Annotated in this window: 8 protein-coding genes, 1 tRNA gene and 1 riboswitch; of the genes, 2 read left to right on the forward strand and 7 right to left on the reverse strand. The window is 53.1% G+C overall.

Annotated elements, in window-relative coordinates:
* Positions 1-10 precede the first annotated feature (10 nt).
* The 4 genes from ACZ481_RS12565 to ACZ481_RS12580 form a co-directional block, all read right to left on the reverse strand.
* On the reverse strand, positions 11-10,816 hold the full coding sequence (locus ACZ481_RS12565) for a hypothetical protein (protein WP_464770475.1): 10,806 nt from the start codon (positions 10,814-10,816) through the stop codon (positions 11-13).
* A gap of 37 nt (positions 10,817-10,853) precedes the next feature.
* Positions 10,854-13,625 (reverse strand): TonB-dependent receptor, encoded by a 2,772-nt coding sequence (locus tag ACZ481_RS12570; protein WP_464770476.1) that lies wholly within the window; start codon positions 13,623-13,625, stop codon positions 10,854-10,856.
* A gap of 201 nt (positions 13,626-13,826) precedes the next feature.
* Positions 13,827-14,005: riboswitch (cobalamin riboswitch) on the reverse strand.
* A 510-nt stretch (positions 14,006-14,515) separates the two neighbouring features.
* Positions 14,516-15,004: a CBO0543 family protein gene (locus ACZ481_RS12575; RefSeq protein WP_464770477.1), complete on the reverse strand. Its 489-nt coding sequence runs from the start codon at positions 15,002-15,004 to the stop codon at positions 14,516-14,518.
* Between the two features lie 120 nt (positions 15,005-15,124).
* On the reverse strand, positions 15,125-16,012 hold the full coding sequence (locus tag ACZ481_RS12580) for a transposase (protein ID WP_464770478.1): 888 nt from the start codon (positions 16,010-16,012) through the stop codon (positions 15,125-15,127).
* A 278-nt stretch (positions 16,013-16,290) separates the two neighbouring features.
* Here ACZ481_RS12580 and ACZ481_RS12585 point away from each other — a divergent pair, with 278 nt between their 5' ends.
* Both ACZ481_RS12585 and ACZ481_RS12590 read left to right on the forward strand, forming a co-directional pair.
* Positions 16,291-16,440 (forward strand): hypothetical protein, encoded by a 150-nt coding sequence (locus ACZ481_RS12585; protein WP_464770479.1) that lies wholly within the window; start codon positions 16,291-16,293, stop codon positions 16,438-16,440.
* 248 nt (positions 16,441-16,688) lie between these two features.
* A complete protein-coding gene (locus ACZ481_RS12590; protein ID WP_464770480.1) occupies positions 16,689-16,994 on the forward strand; it encodes a PIN domain-containing protein in 306 nt (101 codons plus the stop codon).
* Positions 16,995-17,158: 164 nt separating this feature from the next.
* Here ACZ481_RS12590 and ACZ481_RS12595 read toward each other — a convergent pair.
* From ACZ481_RS12595 to ACZ481_RS12605, 3 genes are all read right to left on the reverse strand, one after another.
* Positions 17,159-17,235 (reverse strand) — tRNA-Pro (locus ACZ481_RS12595).
* Positions 17,236-17,372: 137 nt separating this feature from the next.
* Positions 17,373-18,278: a homoserine kinase gene (thrB, locus tag ACZ481_RS12600; RefSeq protein ID WP_464770481.1), complete on the reverse strand. Its 906-nt coding sequence runs from the start codon at positions 18,276-18,278 to the stop codon at positions 17,373-17,375.
* Positions 18,279-18,298: 20 nt separating this feature from the next.
* Positions 18,299-19,591, reverse strand: coding sequence for a homoserine dehydrogenase (locus tag ACZ481_RS12605; RefSeq protein WP_464770482.1), 1,293 nt, complete (start codon positions 19,589-19,591; stop codon positions 18,299-18,301).
* Positions 19,592-19,599: the final 8 nt, after the last annotated feature.

The raw sequence follows: 19,599 nt of genomic DNA on the forward strand, positions 1-19,599 counted from the left end.
AATATAACTGTTAGAACAGCCAGCGCAGACCGGCATTAGCTTTCCAGTTGACATCAATGTCCCCGCCGACTGTTTTCGTGACATCGGCATACAAATAAGTATTGCTGCTCAGCATCCGGCTGCCGCCGACATTGAACTCCCACCAGGTATCGCCAAAGTCCTGAGAGACACTGCTTGTCGGTTCATTTACCGCCGCAAAGACAGTCGTCATGTTGCCGCAGAATTCGTGGGCCAGCGCTGCTTTCGCATATAGCCTGCCGTGGCTGAGCTCTCGGCCGATGCCTATGCCCAGGCGCCCTATCAGGCTGTTCATGCTGCCTTGTTCCACACGCATGTCCTTGCCGCCGCCAAAATCGCTGTGCGCATTGTACCCGGCGGAATTCAGGCGCGCATAGGTTAACTGAGCCTGCGGTTCAACATAGAAGCCGTTATTGCGGTTGATTTTGCGGCCGTATTCCACACTGAGCGAAGTGCCCCAGTTATCATAGTCGCCTTGCAGTTTATGGCCCATATCGTTATAAACGGTATAATCGTTCTTCAGCTTGCTCCCTTTCATAACCAGGTCCAGATATTGCCCGCCGCCGCCCAGCCAGGTTCCGTACAGCGCCAGGCTGTAGGCTTCGTTATCGCCGCGGCCGCCCAGTTCATACTTACTGTCACCATCCATGTAGCTGACAGCGCCGCCTACCTGCCAGCCGCTGTTGCCGGCCGGCCGGTCATAACCGATCTGCACTGTTTTGAAGTTGTTGCTGTAATGGGTATTATCCTTGCCGTATTTATTTTCGCCACCGTATACGCGGGCCCAAATCCCATCATCAGCCGCGGTTTTGCGCAAATCACCGAGGCGTTCGCCCAAATCGCTGTTTTCGGTCCGCCAGGCCAGTATGGAGGAGGTCATGGCCGTTTTCGCGCCGCGCATCATCGCTGTTTCTTTGGCGCCGTAGACGATTTCCGGATCAGTAGACTGCCCCGGCGTGACAATGGATCCCTCCTGCAGGCTGCCGCTGCTGCTGTCGGCAAAGAGGATAGTGCCGCGTTTGGCAACCCCGGCTGCAGTCAGCCCTTCGGCAATTTCCACAGAACCGTTCAGTTTTTGTTCGGTGTAATTTGTGTAGTTCAGCTTGTTTGCCAAAGCAGCCAGTACATTTTCGACTGCTGCACGATCAGTGGTATCAATGCCGCCATTATCGACCCGCAAGGTTATGCCGGCATTATTGCCGTTCGTCTTTTCGGCCGCGCCAATGGTAATTGCGCCGCCAATGATCTTAGCCGGGTCGCCGGCCTCATGGCCGTATACGGCAAGGGTATAGCCGCTGTAGCTGCCAATGGTAAGATTGTTATTATCTTTCTGGATAATGACGCCCCGGTTACCGTCGCTGTCGCCGCCAACCAGTTTGCTGATGCTGCTGCCGGTGAGACTGCTGTTGGCAGTTTGGTTGGTCCAGGTTGCGCCTTTGGCCAGCAGCAGGTTAATTATGCCGTTTTGCTGGTCAGCCGCGCCGGTCCAGGCGGAGGCTGGCCCGGACAGTCCCAGGTTAACCGTGCCGGCGCCGGTGGCAGCGGGGGCTTTGAGCAGCGCATTATTCTGCAGGGAGATATCGCCGTTGATGACAACTGTGTTGCCTGCGGTCTGCAGGTCCTCACCACTGCCGGTAACATTGATGCTGACCAAGCTGCTGCCGGCGGCGCGGATGGCGGTGCCCTGGCCGGACGCTAGCGTACCGCCGCCGATGGCAATAAAACCGGAGTCGGCGCTGATCGCTTCATTAGCAGTAATAGCAACCAGGCCGTTTACGGTGATGCTGCCGCCGTCAGCTGCTTTAATCCCCGCATATTGGTTATCTTTGGCACTGCCGGTAACGGTTAGCGCATTGGCTGCCCCGTTATCGTTATTGATGGTAATGCGGCTGCTGGCGCCGTTGGCGTACAAGCCGGCCGCGCCGCCGTCGCTGTTATGCGCGGTTACTGTGATGGCGCCGGCATTATCGACCACAATGTTGTGGCCCTGATCGGCGGCCATGCCGCTGACCGTCGTATCTGCCGCCGCATAGCTGTTGTTTATAATCAGTTTGTTTTTGCCCATTTCGACGGCAATGGCGTTGTCTTTGGCCACAATGGCCGCTTCACCGGCCGCTTCCAGGGTAATTGCGGTTTGCGGTTTGGTAAACTTGTAAATGCCGCTGGCCTGCAGGACGCCGTTGCGCTGATACTCCTTATCGGTTTGCCCATTGCCGGTAATCGCGCTGGTAAAGGTTTCTTTGGACTGCTCATCCGGATACGTATAGCCGGGCTGCAGTGAATCTTCCTTAAGGCTGCCGGTGCCGTCGGTGTCACTGAAGGCGATATCGCCGGTCTGCCTGGCCGCCGACTGCGCGGTTAGGCCTTCGGCAATCTGTACGTAGCCGGTCAGATTGCGCTCACCCTGGGTATAATTAGTATAGGTCAGCTTGCCGGCCAACGCAGTCAAAACGGCAGTGACGGCGTCTTCGTCCGCTGTATTGATACCTGTATTATCGGTGCGCAGTGTCATAACGGCATTGGCGCCGTTTTGTGTTTCCGCCGCCGTGACAGTGATGCTGCCGCCCAGGATATCGGCAGGATTATCGGCGTTATGGGCATAGAGCGCCAGGGTATTGCCGCTGTAGCTGCCAATGGTAACGTCGCCGGCCGAGCCGGCCGTCATGTCAATGCTGGCGTTGCTGCCGCCGGTACTGCCTGTCAGGCTGCTGATCGTACTTTTGCCGGTATTCCTCCACAACGCTCCGCTTTGCATATTCAGCGCGAAGTTCGTCCCTGTATTGTAGCCGGTCCAGGACGCGCCGTCCTTCATAAATACATTGACCTGGCCGCCGCTGGTCGTATAGTTCCCGGTCCAGGAGGAATCCGCCGTACCAAGGCCGATGTTAATGAGTCCCTTCGTCCCCATGCCGCCGGCCGTACTGAAGTCGCCTTCAATGACTGTCCGGTTGTTGCCGGCGCCTGTTATATTCCCGCCGCTGTCCTTCACCACGTTCACGGCCACGGTTCCCGTGTTCTGGCTCACGAACTCGCCGTAGGCGCGGATGGCCCAGGCTGCGCCGTTGACCGCGCGAATCGTACCGCCGCCGATCTGGATCGTGGAAGCCACGGCGCTCACCGCTTCATTGGCCCCCTGGCCATCACTCATGTCACCGTCCGCCAGTACATCTACCAGCCCGTCAATCGTAATTTTCGATTCTACACCGGCGGCTCCGTTCATGGATTTGACGACCGCCCCGTTGGCTTTGGTGGTCGTATCGGCCCGCAGGGTAAGTATTTTCTGATCGGCGTTGTCCCCGCCGTTATGGATGGCAATCTCCCCGCCGCCGTTGACAAAGAGCGCAGCCGCCTGGCCGCCCTTGGTGCTTTCCGCCCGGACGGTAACCGCGCCGGCATCGTGGAGCTCCACCCGGCCTTCGTTGCCGATTGCCGCAATCCCTGTTGTGGATGTATCGGTGGTGGTGCCGACTGTCAGGGCCTGGCCGTTTAGGTCCATATGAACCGGGCTGCCGGTGCCGGTACTGCCGGCGATGGCCGCACTGAGCTGCCCCAGCCACGGGCCGCCGGCGATCAGGTGCTTGCCGGTGGTAATGGCCGTGCTCTCTTTGGTGAAGACATACCGGCCGTCCTTCAGGACGCCAGCCTCAATATATTCCGTATCTGCTGCCGGCATCCCGGTAATGGCGGTAGTAAATTCTGTTTTGTTCTGCTCGTCCGGGATGTCAACAGCCGGGGTAAACGCATACCGTCCCTGACCGTCCTCGTTGTAGGTGATGGTTTCCGTCCGGCTCGCCGACTGGGCCGTGAGCCCCTCGGCAATCTCCACCTTGCCTGTCAGCTGTCCCTCTGTCAGGTGGCCGGTGTAATAAAGCTTGTTGGCCAGGGCATTCAGGGTGTCGCTGACCTTGTTCTTATCCGCCGCCGCCGTCGAAGCCGTATTCAGGCCGCCGTTATCGGTCCGCAGCGTGATCTGCGCCCCTTCCTCAGCACTGGTGATCCGGATAGCGCCACCCTTGATAGCCAGCGGATTTGCGGCCTCATGGTCGTACCAGATGCTGGTATAGCCGCTGTACTGATCAATAGTAATATCCCGGCTGTCCTGCTGATAGATATACCCCTGCCCGCCGGCAGCAGCACCGCCCGCCAGGCGGGCCAAATGGCTTCCCTGGAACGTGTTCAGCTGATCCGAGGTCCCGGACTGCACTTCATTTGTCCACACGGCGCCGTTCTGCAGATACAGATTGAAGGTTCCCGCATCGCGGGCCGTAAAACCGCCTGTGCCGTAATCACTCCGGTCAGCCACATAGGTGGCCGCACCGGTCCAGAAAGAATCCTGGTCCGTAAGGGCCACATTCAGGACGCCCTTGTTATCAAAGTCAATCAGCTGCCCGCCGCTGTATTCCACCACTTTCTGGCCGTATTCACGGGTTACATAGAGGTCACCGGTCAGCTGGGCCGTCCGCGTCCCGGCCTTGTCCCCGTCCATGTTGATGTTAACAGTACCTTTGTCGGCCCGGACCGCATAGTACTGCTTGGCATGCTCCGTATCCGCGGCCGCCGCAATGATGCCGCCGCCTATGGAAATTTCCGTATCGGCGCCAACGGTATGCAGGCCGCTGCCCTTAATGCCGGTGATGTCCACCGTATCATTGACAATCACTTTGGCGGCGTCGGCCGTCACCCTGATGCCGGCGGCATTGATGCCATTGCCGCGGCCCCGTTCGGCGGTGATATTTTTGATCGTAAGCGGCCCGTTGATGATAACCTCGCTGCCGGCGCCGCCGCCGGCGCTGCCGGCACCCTGAATATTGATCCCCGCGACGCTGTCGCCTTTGGTATATATACCGTCGATCTCAACCGGGCCGGCAATGGACAGATGGGCATTGCCGCTGACATAGATTCCGTTTGCGGCGCGGGTATCATTGTTATGGGCGGCATGGATGATCAGCTTTTTGTCGGCCTGGTCATTTTTGATGTCAATATACTGGTTTGTTCCGGTATAAAGGCTGGCCAGGATAGCCTCGTCGCCCCCGGTGGCTAATGTCAGGTTGTAGCCGTTGAGATCGACCACCATCGGATTGTTTCTCGCGGTATTGGCTTCGCTGTACAGAGCGCTGACAAGCAGGCTACTGGTCGGTCCCTGGACATTTTTTTCCGTTGCTTCGGCCAGACGGTCTTCTGTCAGCACGGTGCTCTTGGTGACAGGTCCTGCTTCCGGTGCGTCCACCGCCGGAGTAAATTCATACTGCCCCTGGCCGCCCTCCTGGTAGGTGATGGTTTCCGTCCGGCTCGCCGACTGGGCCGTGAGCCCTTCGGCAATTTCCACCTTCCCTGTCAGCTGTCCTTCTGTTTGGTGGCTGGTGTAGTAAAGCTTGTTCGCCAGGGCATTCAGGGTGTCGCTGACCTTGTTCTTATCCGCCGCTGCCGTCGAAGCGGTATTCAACCCGCCGTTATCGGTCCGCAGCGTGATCTGTGACCCTGGCGCCGCACTGGTGATCCGGATAGCGCCGCCTTTGATCGCCAGCGGGTTTGCGGCTTCATGGTCGTACCAGATGCTGGTATAGCCGCTGTACTGATCAATGGTGATATCACGGCTGTCCTGCTGATAGATATACCCCTGCCGGGAATCGCTGAAGCTGCCGCCTGTCAGGCGGTTGATGCGGCTGCCGTCAAAAACAGGCAGGTTGGCGGTTGCCTGATTGGTCCAGGTGCCGCCATTCTTAAGGTACAGATTGACCGTGCCGCTGCTGTTGTCGGCCACGCCGGTAAAGGCCGAGCCGGCGCTGCCCAGGCCCAGGTTTACCGCGCCGTTTTCCAGTACATAGATTTCGCCTGTTACGGTCACGTCTTTCCCGTTCGCATCGGTACCGTTGTCATTCATGCCCATGTTGAAGGTGCCGGCGGCAATGCTTAACGCCTTGAAGGTATCTGCGGTGCTCGCCGGTGTGATGATGCTGCCGCCGCCAAGGGTGACCCTGTTGTTCTTGCTGCCCCGCATATCTACGCCGGTGCCTTTGACGGCAATGTCCGTACTGCCGGTAACGAGCAGCTCGGCCCCGGTCGTATCATAGATGCTGATGCCCTTTGCCTGCCAGGAAGGCGTGCCATAGCCCCCCTTCTTGGCGGAGAGAATACCGTAGGCATCATCACCGGTACCGTTTCCTTTCATCGTCAGGTCGCCGTGAATCGTTAATTTGGCACCGTTGTTATACAGATAAATCCCGGTTGCCGACCCGTCACCGGTGTGGCGGGCCTGAATATGGACATTGCCGGTAATATCGGCCTGGCCGCCGTCGTGGAGGAAAATCCCGTTGGCCGTCTGGCCGGCAGAGGTACTGGCAATGCGCAGGTCTTGCGCCGTCAGGTTGAGGTTCCTGTTCGAATAGAGGCCAATCGCCTGGTTGGCGCTGTCCGTATTGGCAGCTGTGATTGCCAGCGTTCTGTCAGCCCCATTGACCGTAATGTCATTGCCGCTGCCCAGGATACCGGCGACTGCTTGGTAATAACCGATGCTGTCGGCCGTGGCGTCACCGTCATCAACAGTAATAGTGCTGTCCTTGGTGAAGGCATAGGCATTGTCCTTGAGCACGCCGCCTGCTGTATATTCACTGTCCTGGCCTGTCACGCCGGTGAGCGTTGCGGTAAATTCAGTTGTCGTCTGCTCGGCCGGCGGCTCCGGTACTGTCCCGCCGCTATAGCTGCCTTGGCCGCTCGCGCCGTCAAAGGCCACCGCGCCGGTGTATTTCGCCGCCGACTGGGCTGTCAACCCTTCGGCAATTTCCACCGTGCCTGTCAGGTTCTGCTCGCCGCCGGTATAGGCCTGGTAGTACAGTTTCTGAGCCAGGGCCTGCAGCACGTTTTTCTGCACGCCGTCCGTATTCATCCGGTCGTCATAGTCTGTGCGCAGTGTGATGGCCGAGCCGGCATCGGCCCTGCCGATCTTTACCGCGCCCCCCAGGATGGTTGCGGGCGAGTCGGCGTCATGATGGTACAGCACCGTCGCATGGCCGCTGTACTGATCAATATGGAGCGACCGGTTGTCTTGCTGATAAATAATACCGCTATGCTCCGCAGCGGTGCCGCCGGCCAGTTTAGTCACATAGCTCCCGGTAAAACCGGTCATAGCGGCGGTTTGGCCGTACTGCTCATTGGTCCATACGGCCCCATTCTGCAGCCACAGGTTCACAGTGCCGTGATCGCGGATGTCTGTTTCCCATTCATCACTGTTATCCGCATACTGATAGGCGCTCAGGCCGCGGAAAAAAGACTGGTCTGTTGTCAGCGCCAGGTCAATAACCGCTGTTTTGCTGCTGTAATCGGATGTTGCCGCGGTAGTGTACATATTGCCTTTTATCTGCACTTCACTAGCGCCGGCCTGCCCGTCCTTCACATTCACCGCAATGCGGCTGTCCCCTTCCGCCAGCAGGCTGCGGCTGTCGGCGGCCTGTTCATCAGTCGTCACATGCGCTCCGGCCAGCTGCACCTCGCCTCTGGTCGCATACACCCCATAGCTGAGGCCGCCGGTACTGGTGCTGATCTCTGTCAGGCCGGAAACGCTGAAGCGGCCCTGGTCGCCGCTCTGCCAGATCCCGTATGTTTTGTCGATAAAGCCTTTGCTGTCATTGCTGACGCGGATAATCAGCTTATCCGCCTCCACGCTGACATTGGCCTGGCTGCCATTCAGATTGATGCCATTTATCGCATTGGTGCCGTTAACTACGGCTGTCAGTGTATGTCCCTTGGCATCAACGGCAAAGTCGGCTTTGTACCCGGCCTGGATGGCGTTATTGCTGACCGTAATAACCGTATCCTTGGCAAAGGTGTAACGGCTGCCGTCTTTTACGCCCGCTTCCGCATATTCCTTATCAGTCCCGCCGGTAATGGCGGAGGTGAATTCCGTTTTCGGCCCCGGCGGCTCCGGTGCTGTGCCGCCGCTGTAGCTGCCCTGGCCGCTTGCGCCGTCAAAAGCGATCGCGCCGGTGTATTGCGCCGCCGACTGGGCCGTCAGCCCTTCGGCGATTTCCACCTTGCCGTCCAGATACCGTTCCCCGTTTTTATAATTGGTATAGGTCAATTTGCCGGCTAACGCGTTGAGGACATTGCTTACCACAGCGGTGTCGGCCGTATTGATGCCGGCATTATCTGTCCGCAGGGTCATAACCGCATTTTGCCCGTTGGTTTGCGCCGCCGCGGTAATTGTTATACCGCCGCCCTTGATTTGTACCGGATCAGACGGGTCATGCTCATAAATAGCCAGCAGGTTGCCGGTATAGTTGTCAATGGTGATGCCTTTGTCATTTTCCGGGAAGATCACGCCTCTGCTGTCACTGCTGCCGCCGCCATATAAGCTGGTAATACGGCTGGCGCCATTAGCACCAATATCCTCATTATCATCGGCATAACGGGTGTTTTGCGCCTTGTCCGTCCAGGTGGCGCCGTTTTGCAGCCACATAGTCACAGCGCCGCCGTTATCCACCAGGCCTTTTAAATAAGAGTTTGCCGTAGTCAGGCCAACATTGACGGCCCCGGTTGTAAGCGTGAAAATATCACCGTCCAGCCGTACATCTTCTGTACCTGGAAGGTTGCCGGCATCGCCTGTATTCATATTAATAGTTCCCAGATAAGCGGCCAGCGTATAATAACCGTAATTTTTACCGGCCGGCACGGCGATATGCCCGCCGTCCACCGTTATTTTACTGTCCTGGGCCACAGTGGCGATACCATTGCCGTAAACGGTAAGGTCTACCTTGCCGTTCACATCAATCTCACTGTTGTTGACAGACGTGTATAAGCCGGCCGAGTTAAAACGGGAATATACATTCTTTGCATGTAAGGGTACGCCCCAGCTGCCGTCCGTGCCGGCGATCGTCACATCGCCATTGATGATAATTTTGGACTTGGCGGTGGCTTCCGCGCTGGCTTCCCCCCAGCGGTCTTTTTTGTCAACGGCAATACCGTTGCCGCCCTGGCCGCCGGCCATGGTAATATGGACCGGGGCATTGACGGTAATCGTGCTGGCCATATCTTTGGCAGCGTCATTCCAGATGGCGTTGGTCACCATTTCGCCGTTAGCGTAAGTGGCGGTATTAATATTGAGCTGCCCCGCATTGAGCGTGACATTTTTGCCGTTGCCGGCATAAATGCCGGTAGGATTGCCGGCATGATTCTCCACATTCAGCGTTAAAGCATGGCGGCCCGCATCTACCGTGATATCCTGGCCATAACGGGCAAAGACCGCTGCCAGGATATTGGTTTTGTAATCGCCGGCGGCGCCGGGACTTAACCCGAGCATGGTATCCTGGCTAAACCTATAGTTTTGGAAATCGGTGGTAATGTCTTTTGTTAGATATTCCGTATCCGTGTATTCCAGGCCGGTACCATTATTGTATTGCTGCAGCCCCATAATCCGGGTCGTATAGTCCGGTGCGCCGCTGATCCCGTTAGTGCCATTGGCCGCGGCATCCGCCGCCGGCAACAGAATGGTTTTGGCGATTGTTGCCGCCGGTGAGGTTAAGCCCTCGCCCACTTGCAGCGTGACGGTCTTGCTGTTGCCTGCGGCCACGGTGTCAGGGGTAATAAAGGCCAAACCCCAGGAATTAAACTGATTAAGGCCTGCTTTTGTCGCAAAATCGGCAGCAGCGAACTCCAAAGGCTTGGTGCTGCCGTCCTGGTAGATTTGCAGCTTGTTGCCGGCCAGGAACCAGAGCCGCCGCGGATTGGACTCCACTTCTATGTCCCAGTTGAACCCGGGCCAATCGTTTATTTCGATCACTTTTTCCCAGGCCACAGGCTTATCTGCCAGCAGATTGGTTACGGTTGTTTTATAAACATTGCCGATAATGCCGCCATAACTCGCATCATAGTAGCCGCCAAAAACGTAGGCCGTACCATCATTAGTAATCGCCATATCCCGGTATTCGCCTTTTACGCCTGGGGGAATACTAAGCTTGCGGGACGCAGCCAGACTGCCGTTATTAATGTTCACCGCATGAATGGCTGTTTCTTCATTGGGAAAGCCCATTTGCTGATAGCCGCCGGAGGAGCAGGTAAATAACGTATCGTTAAAAGCATGAATATTAAAAGTGTTTTTACCGATGCGCTGCGCATCTACGGCAACAAGGCTGCCGTCCTTTTTGATTTCATATTGCAGCAAATAGCCATTGTCATAGTTATCATAGCCACCGTCAAGGTTTACACTGGTGATGGCATAGAGATAGTTATCTTTAATTACCAGCCCTTCGCCATGAAAAGTGGCTTTATCATCATAAGCGATGCCGGTTACTTTGGCCGCATCCTCCTTTAGACTATAATGCTCGCCTTCACTTAAGGTGGCTTTGCCTAAGCCGGCAATGGCTATATTGCCAAGGTCATAGTCCGTAGTATAGAGAAAATCACCATAAGTCGCGGCTGCATGGATATTAGGCACGCTTTTCATTTCGCCGGTACTTACATAATCGGTCCAATTCGCACTGACCGGATTGATGATATTAATTGCCTTCAAATCGGTTGTGCTGTAAGTATACTGACGCAACAGCACCTGGCTTTTGCCATTGTGATTGATGGTGAACACGGAGGGGTCCCGGTTGAGCTCATCAATTTTCATTGTGGCCGAAGCCGGATCAATATAAGCGGTGACTCTGGAACCGCTTAAGGTCCCAACCTGGCTGTTATGAAAGTCTGATGGCACTACGGCGGCCAGCTCCGCCCCCAGGGCCTGGCTGGTGCTGAGCAGGCAGCTTAATACAACTGCCGCCGCTAAATTTTTTTTGGTATAGCGTTTTTTATGACGACGTACCATTGGCTTGACACTCCTTTCAATTTATCCTTGTTATCGATTAGAATTCATAACGTACTGTGGCATAATAAGTCCTGCCCTGAATGGGAAATTCCGGATTAATAAAACCATCAACAGCAGCAAGCAGCGGACTGTAAATCTTCATTTTCGGACCTTTATTAAAAATATCATTACAGCCCAGGGTTACCTGCAGGGTTGTATTTGGTTTCCATTTAATCCCGGCAGCCACTGTAGTCAGTGAAGCCACCGGTTTGCCGGACAGATAGGAAGCTTGGCCGCCGCGCTTGTCTTTCTCATAATCGGTGAAATATTCACCAACATATTTGATTTCGCCGAATATGGCCAGCCGGCCGGTGGGATGGTAGGTCAGACGGGCTGAGCCTTCCCATTCCGGCGCATAAGGCGGCCAGACGTCACGCCAGGGACCGATTTCGCCGTAATCGGCAAATGTGCTGTTGCGCCTTTGCAACTGGACTTTGGTATAGGTAGCCTGCAGGTCGAAAGAAAGCTTTTCCCAGTTCAGGCCGGTCTGCAATTCCACACCGCGGGCTTTGCCGCGATTGTCATTAAAGTAGGACCAGTAATCCAGTCCCCGGCGCGCCAGCTGCAGCATATTATCCGAATCCCGCCAAAAATAGGTCGCTGTCAGGTTGGCATCGGCCTTGAGCATTGTGCCGGTAAACAAGGCGCTGATATCAAACTGTTTGCCCTCTTCCGGCAGGGGGAAAGCGGTTCCGCTCGCGTTGGCCCCCCGCGGCGGCGGCAGGATGCCGGCCCCGTCGCCGGCAATTTCATACAGGTTCAATAACCGGTAATAGGTGCCGCCGGTCATACGCATGGTAAAATTGTCGGCAAACTGCTTTTTCACCGCCAGTTGCCAGGTAGCCTTGCCGTCAGTTTGCTCATCCTCTTTGCCGAACCATTGATGCGCATCTTCTTTCTGCATACGGGTGCTGCGCCCTATAATCCGGGATTGATTGTAGCGGCCGCTTGCCGTCAGCCATAACGTCTCTTGTTTGTCGATGGTAAAGGTGTCCTGGATTTGGGCATTCAGCAGTTCCTGTTTGTAATAATTACGGAATCTGGCCAACAGGGCATCTACTGCCTGGCCTGTGTCATCTTGGGAGTATTCATCCATGCCGGAACCGCGAACCTTCATTTTTTCACTGGAGAAATTTATCTGAAACTCAAGCAGCTGCCGGTCTGTCAATTCATAGCTGCCGTCCACCTGCGCATTGTATTTGTCTGAATTATAGTTGCTCCATAACCGCATTGGCGTTTTCCAGTTGGGCGAGGTGTCCAAATCGTAGGCCTTTTCCGTATTGTATTTCTTATCCTGCTGCAGGTAGTCGAGCATCCAGCCCCATTCCAGCTTCTCGGCCGTATCCCGCCGCTGCACTAATAACTCCCGGGAATCAATCACCTGTCGCCGGCTTTCCGCATAGTAGACATCCTTGGCGTCTACATAACTGCCAATCTGCACCGCAGTACCGGTACCTTCGACCCACAAACTATCCGGCAGGTGCCGGTCGATTTTTTTCCAGCTGCCTTTGATCATCCAGTTGTCATCCTGCCACTTGATCAGCGCATCGGTATTTTTGAAATCATTGTACCGGCGGTGCCGTTCATCATCTTTCAACAGTTGTATTTTCTGTTTCCATTCCGCTAACTCTTTACTCTTATTAGCCATCGCAGGATTCGTATCCGGGTCGGCTTTATTTACCGCGTATTCCGCTTCAGCCCGGGCATAATCATGATAGACCGCATCTTTGGCGGCTGTATCGGCGCTTTCAAAGAATTTTTTAAAATCAGCCGGATTAGAAAACTTTTCCTGCCATTTTTCCATATCCTTGATAGCAGACCAGAGGCTTACCGCATTTTTCCCCGGCGCCACCGCATAGTTTCCCTGGTAGGACCGGCTGTAGAAATTATCCTGTCCAGCCGTATCATCCCGGACAAAGTCCAGCCATTGCCCGGTATTTTCTTTAAAGCTTTCCTTCTCGGCTTCGGTTAGGCCGACATGATACCACTGGCCTGCCTGGTCAATCATCTCAGTGTTAAAATTATTGATGTCCGTCTGCAGGCCGTCCCGCATTGTAACGGCATAGGGGAGATTGCGTTGGGCCGCATAGTTCTTATATTTAAAGTTACCGTCGCTTTGCTCCCGGTTCAACCCCACCATTAAGCTGCCGCTGCCCAAGGGCGCATCGACCTGCAGGGAATAGGCGGCGCCGCCGTAAGCGGCACGTCCCGCCTCGGCCGCCACATTGGCTTTGGCAGGCCGTTTAGTAACAATATTGATGACACCGCCCATGTAAGTACCGCCAAACCGGCTGGGAATATAGCCGCGGTATACCTCAATCCGTTCCACGTTTCTGACCGGTATTGTCGAAATATCCACAGCCGCATCGCCGCCGAGATTGGTAAGCACACCATCGATAAAAACACCGACCTGAGCCGCGGTTGACCCGCGAATACTGACTGTAGTATATTGTCCTTTGCCGTTCACCTCGCGAACGTGAACGCCAGGGACTGTTTTCAGTAAATCAGGCAGGGTTTTCTGCTCGCCTTTATAGTCATCAGGGCGGATAACCGTGACTGAACCCGGCGATAATTTGCTTTCCCAGTCAGGCCTTTTGGCTTCAACCGTAACCCCGGCCAGGGTAAACTCCGGATTATCGGCCACTAGAATTTCCTCGGCTTCTGCCGGCTGAACACTCAGCCCCAGAGATATTGCCACTGCTAAGGCCAGACTCAGCTTTTGACCAGGGTGGAAATGTTTTGTGACCAAAATCTTTTCCGTGTTTTTCATAATTATCTCTCCATTAACAAAGGTTCTTTACTTTCCGCCGCAAGGCAGCAGCCGTGGCGGCGTGGCCGGTTTCGACCGGCTAGGCTGCCGAGCGAGGAGGTTCCTTACGGCAATAAAAAAACTCCCTGTGGGAGTGGGTACGTTGCCGCTGGGTCGCTTTGGGGCTTCGCGTAATCTCCTCCCTGTCGCTCGCAGGTAAAAATGGTGATTGCTGGACAGGCAGTTCTCCTGACTCCGGTTCATTGTTCCCCACGCCTTCCCAAAACAATTGCTCAGTGGCGTCTTGTGGGTTACTCCCCGTTACAGTGGCGGGACCGTGTTGGCTTTGCACCAAACTTCCCTATTAAGCCCTTAAGGGCACCTCTCCCCTGGATTATGCTGTTGTTAACCTGCGCGGCCGCTGCTGCTTACGGCAAAGTATTGACCTGTTTGTCCCCCTTTTTGAAATTATAGTTGCCCTGCACTGATAACAATACATGAGAACTTTTGTAGAATACAGACAGACATATCGATGCAAAAAATAAATAATTTTACCTAAATAACGGTAATTTCTAGAATAAATTGTAAAGAAATGGGTGATAACGAGAACCCTACCTTAGTATAGCGCAGGCTGAAAATCCAGTAAATCCCTCATTCGAGTGATTTTTCTTACTATTTTGACTGGGAATGAGGTACCCCTCAGGCGACAAAACTGTGGTCCTGTCATCGGCTGTTGCCAGCCGTCCGCCTCTATTCGACAGCAGGTAAGCGTTAAACAAAGGCTATGCGGCAAAAAAATACCTGAGGTATTAGGAGCATAATACCTCAGGCGGATGCTGTGCTTGTATCCCGGTTAAGTTTAGTATTGGCTGCTTGCAACCTTGCGGCCTGCTTCTGTTATGGGCTCACGCTCAATGCTTGTGGCCGAAATAACCGCAACCCCACCGGAAGAAGGCAATAAAGGATCTAGACAATAAAAATGCAATCGTTAACGTATACAGTGTGGTAAACCAGTTCCAGTCTATATACCTGATGAGGTTGGTATATAATTCGAGCGGATATTCTATGGCGGTTATGCCTGCGCTGAACAATACGGCATAACCAATAATCGGCCAGAATCCCCGCTCGCGGGTGACTTGATTGTATAATATGCATAGTACCGGGAACACCCATAGTTCAAATAACAGGCTGGTATCGTAATAATGGGACAACAGTCGTATTGGATATTCCACAAGCTTTAATTCAACGACCGGGCTCCCCCAGGCGAAATCAAGCAGACATTTGAACAAAAAAATGACGATCCAGTCCGAAAAATATTGCCATTCAACAGCGAAAAGCAGCAGTAATAAAGTAACCCCTGCTGCTATTATCATAATGATTTGCTCCACACCCAAATTCATTTGCCCTACTCTCCCGCATTATATAATAGGTTCTAATAGGTTCGGTTAAGGATTTCTATTAAACCTTAAACCTAGTTATTCCCATAAGTCTATTACTTAAGCCCAGGGCGGGGTCAGGCCTTACACTTCACACAAATCGTTGCTAATTTTTTCTGCCAGGCGTTTCAGGTCATCGTTGTCAACGACTTTGTTGTACCCTCTGATAATCCCGCTCATGCTTAAGGGGAGCACCTTGGTCAACTCTGTTTTTGTCATTACTGCCATCCGAACGGCTACGTAGATGAGGATATTTCTTGCCGCTACCACGCGGCGGTCATGTCTTTCGTGCATGATCCGCTCTTTATTGATCTCACTGACTGATGCTACTGTTGTCAATAATTCAGCAAAAGTGACGGACAGGGCGGCCGGCACCACGCATGTTTCTGTTGTCTCCGTCCTTGCATATAGATGCTCAAAAGCCTCAGCTTGCTGAATCTCCGGCAGTTCTATTTCCATATACTCCAGATACTTCTCAATCGCCTTCGTTTTGTTATTAGAAAGCATGGATAATATGAATTCCGTATCCACAATACTGCTGTTTCCGGTCCGATATGCAAGATGACTGGTCCAACAGGATTCAGAGGTCCCGGCCTTTATGGGATTCTGGTGAATATACCGCAACAGGCTTATAAGATACGGATCACTATTACACAGCTTTGCCTTATAGCGCTGTTCGAAGACATGTCCCGCTCTGTCATATTTACGGTTATAATATTGGGTATAGCTCTGCTGAATCCCCTGCATGATTTTAGAAAGTGGTTCATCTGCAACTCCTCCCAACAGGTGAACATGGTTATCCATGATGGCGTAGGCGTACAGATGAAACTGGTATTTCTGTTTATACCGTTCAACGAGGGCAAGGTACTTCGATTTATCGCCTCCATCATGAAACACAACTTCTCGGTTGTTGCCGCGAGCTATAATATGATACAGAGCTCCCGCATAATGAATTCGCGGCTGTCTTGCCATCCGGATCACCATCCTGCTTTTCCCTTTTGAGGCCATACTATCATATTTTATTATTAGTGTAAACAGTGAGGCCTGACCCCGAAAGCCTTCGAAAGCCTTTCTGGCAATATCAGTTTTGTAAGAATTGAGGTTTACCTTTAAGTCTGTTTTGCCTTATATTATAATTGTGAACGGTCAAATAACTCCATCACATAATCCCAACGGCGGCTTCCCTTGTGATGATTGGTATTCACCAACGAGTGAAACAGATGATATAATAAAATTAGGAGGTGTGCAGAATGAAAGCTGATCGCGGCAAGAAAAAAAGTATTAAAGGTAAGGCTGTGCCTGGAGCTCGGGTGCCTGACAGCGGGTGTCTTATCGAGCACGCTTTAGCCACTGGTAAGGTCGCAACAAAAACCCATTCCTGCATCCGGGACAGCGTATGAAAGCCGCAAACGAATTGTTTGGTATCTGGTCTGCCAAAGATACATCGTTTTTTGATAAAAAATGAGTGCAAAAGGCGTACTTTTAGATACTAATATTTATTCTTGTTGATTGGCTAAAAGGCCAAAGAAGCTCCCGGCTAAAGTCAGACGAGCAGCGGCAAAATACCGCGGATGCAGAGAGTTTAATTAAGTGTTTAATCAGGACCGATACCATTATTTTCTTGTCCTGTCATACAATCAAAGAATTAATGCAATACCCGCAGCTTTCACCACAAGAAGAAGAACGGATACTTACCCTCCTCCCACGGTTCTGCACTATTTTGGATACATCACTGGAGACCGCCATAGTTGCCGGTAAGCTGTCGCGCCACTCCAATGAATATCGCTCTCACCATATCGAAGATTGTTATATTGCCGCAACTGCTATTGTTCATAAATTACCCCTGTATACAAGAAATATCGGGGATTTCCAATATGTTCGTCATACAGAACTGCAGATAATACCACCATCTGCATATACCTATGCTGCCGCAACATTAGAGCCACTGGATTAAAAAGACACAGCATTTTCCGCTGTGTCTTTCTCATAATCCCCAATAATCTCTCTGCTACATTTTTGCTACACTAGCTCGAAAATGGATCGCAAAAGATCAAAAAATAAAAAGGCCTGCAATCCTGCAGACCCTTAATTTATCTGGGGTTATCAATATTTTTTAACTGGTCGGAGCGACACGACTTGAACGTGCGGCCTCTACCACCCCAAGGTAGCGCTCTACCAAGCTGAGCTACGCCCCGACATTTGTCTGCCAGGATTTACATGTTGGTGTGCCTGACTGACAAAGACTATTTTACTCAATTTACCGGCAGTTGTCAATATGTTTTATTAATTATTTTATGGAAACTGCAGGGCAGCGGGATATTTATAAAAAGGATTAAATAATAACGGCACCTTGTTCGTCGATGCTCAGGACCTGATATCTTGCCGGCACTTTATGGATATTAAATGCTTTGACCATCGCCTTGCCCACCTCGTCGGCGTTATCGGTTGCAAAAGCCAGCAGACACGGGCCGGCACCGCTCAGCGCCGCGCCTAATGCCCCTGTTTGGCGGGCGGCGGCCAGTACCTGGGCCATACCGGGAATCAGCTGTTCGCGGTACGGCTGATGCAGCCTGTCTTCCAGGGCATGAATCAGCAGTTTCAGCTCGCCGGTACAGAGGGCGCCGATTAAGAGCGCAGCGCGGCTGACATTAAATACCGCATCGGCAAATGGCACTGAATCAGGCAGCACCTTGCGGGCCGCCTTGGTAGAAAGATTAAATTCGGGAATTACAGCCACCATCGAAAATGCCTTCGGGGGCAGGAGGCGCAGATATTTTGCATTGCCGCTGTCCATGATGCTGACCGTAATGCCGCCAAAGATGGCCGGCGCCACATTGTCCGGATGGCCTTCAATAGCGGTGGCCATATTGAGGATATCCTCTTTGGTAAGGGTGTTGCCGGTAAGCTCGTTGGCTGCCACCAGCCCGCCGACGATGGCGGCCGCACTGCTGCCCAATCCCCGGGCGAGGGGAATATTATTCACCATTTTTAGATGGATGCCATTCCGTTGGCAGCCGGTGCGGGCGAGGACCATTTGAATGGCCTTTACGGCAACATTAGAGCCATCGGCGGGTATTGCCCCGGCTCCTTCGCCTGTTACAGCCAGCGAGATGCCGCCTTGATCGTTTAAGGTAAGTTCCAAATCATTATATAATGTACATGCTATGCCAACAGCGTCAAATCCCGGACCGCAGTTAGCGGTTGTGCCCGGCACACGGACTTTCACTGTATTTGCCATGGTATCGCCACCTTTTGACCCTATGAAATCTCTGCTGCTTCGACTCTGATTACATTACCTATTTTGCTTACAACGGACATGCCAAGTAAGGTGTTTATTGCCAGACGGATGTTTTCATCAGTTACCCGGTAGGTGATTAAAACAAGCTCGGTGGAGCGTTCTACTTTACGTTTTTGGATAACCGAATGCAGACTGACCTGCTGGGCGCCAAAGGCCCCGGCAATCGCCGCCAGTACACCGGGTTTGTCTTCGACCAGCAGCCTGATATAATAAGGTGATTCGGTCTTACTGACAGGATAAATCGGTTTTTGCTCAAAGCAGGTGCATAATATTCTGCTGCTGACATTATGGCGGATATCACGGGCCACATCAATAATATCGGCGGTAACCGCGCTGGCTGTCGGCATCTCACCGGCCCCGCGCCCATAGAACATTGTCTCGCCGGCCGCATCGCCCTGAACAAATATGGCATTGAAAACGTCGTTGACCGCAGCCAGCGGATGGCTCATCGGCAGGAATGCCGGATGTACCCTGACGTTAATACCGCGCTCGTCCTGTTTGGCAATCGCCAGTAATTTGATGATAAAGCCAAGCTCCCGGGCGTATTCGATGTCTTCGATCGCAATATTTGTTATGCCTTCCACATGGACATCGTCAAGCGCAACCCTGGCCCCAAAGCCAATGGAGGCCAGGATGGCAAGCTTGCGGGCCGCATCAAAACCACCGACATCGGCCGTCGGATCCGACTCGGCATAACCTTTAGCCTGCGCCTCGGCCAGGACATCGGCATAATCCATTTTTTCATTGGTCATTTTTGTCAGCATATAATTGGTGGTGCCGTTAACAATACCCATAATCTCAGTGATCTGGTTCGCCGCCAGGCATTGTTTAAGAGGACGAATGATAGGAATGCCGCCCCCCACGCTGGCTTCAAACAGAAAATCCCGATGGTGAGCCTCGGCTGCTGCAAACAACTCGCGTCCATATTTGGCGACAACATCCTTATTGGCCGTTACTACATGCTTACCTGCTTTTAGCGCTGCCAGCATATAGTCTTTAGACGGTGTTTCACCACCCATGACCTCGGCCACAATCATAATATCCGGGTCGTTTACTATCTCCTCAAAATTTGTGACTAATTCAGCCTCTGTTTTTACGTTTCTCACTTTGCCGGGGTTTTTTACAAGTATTTTTTTAACGACTACCGGCGCGCCCACTTTTTGTTCAATATTATGGGCATTATTCGCCAGTATTTTAACAACCCCGGTACCGACTGTCCCCATTCCCAATAAACCAATATGAATGGCATTCATAGTTTTCC

This window comes from Sporomusa intestinalis (assembly GCF_055383785.1).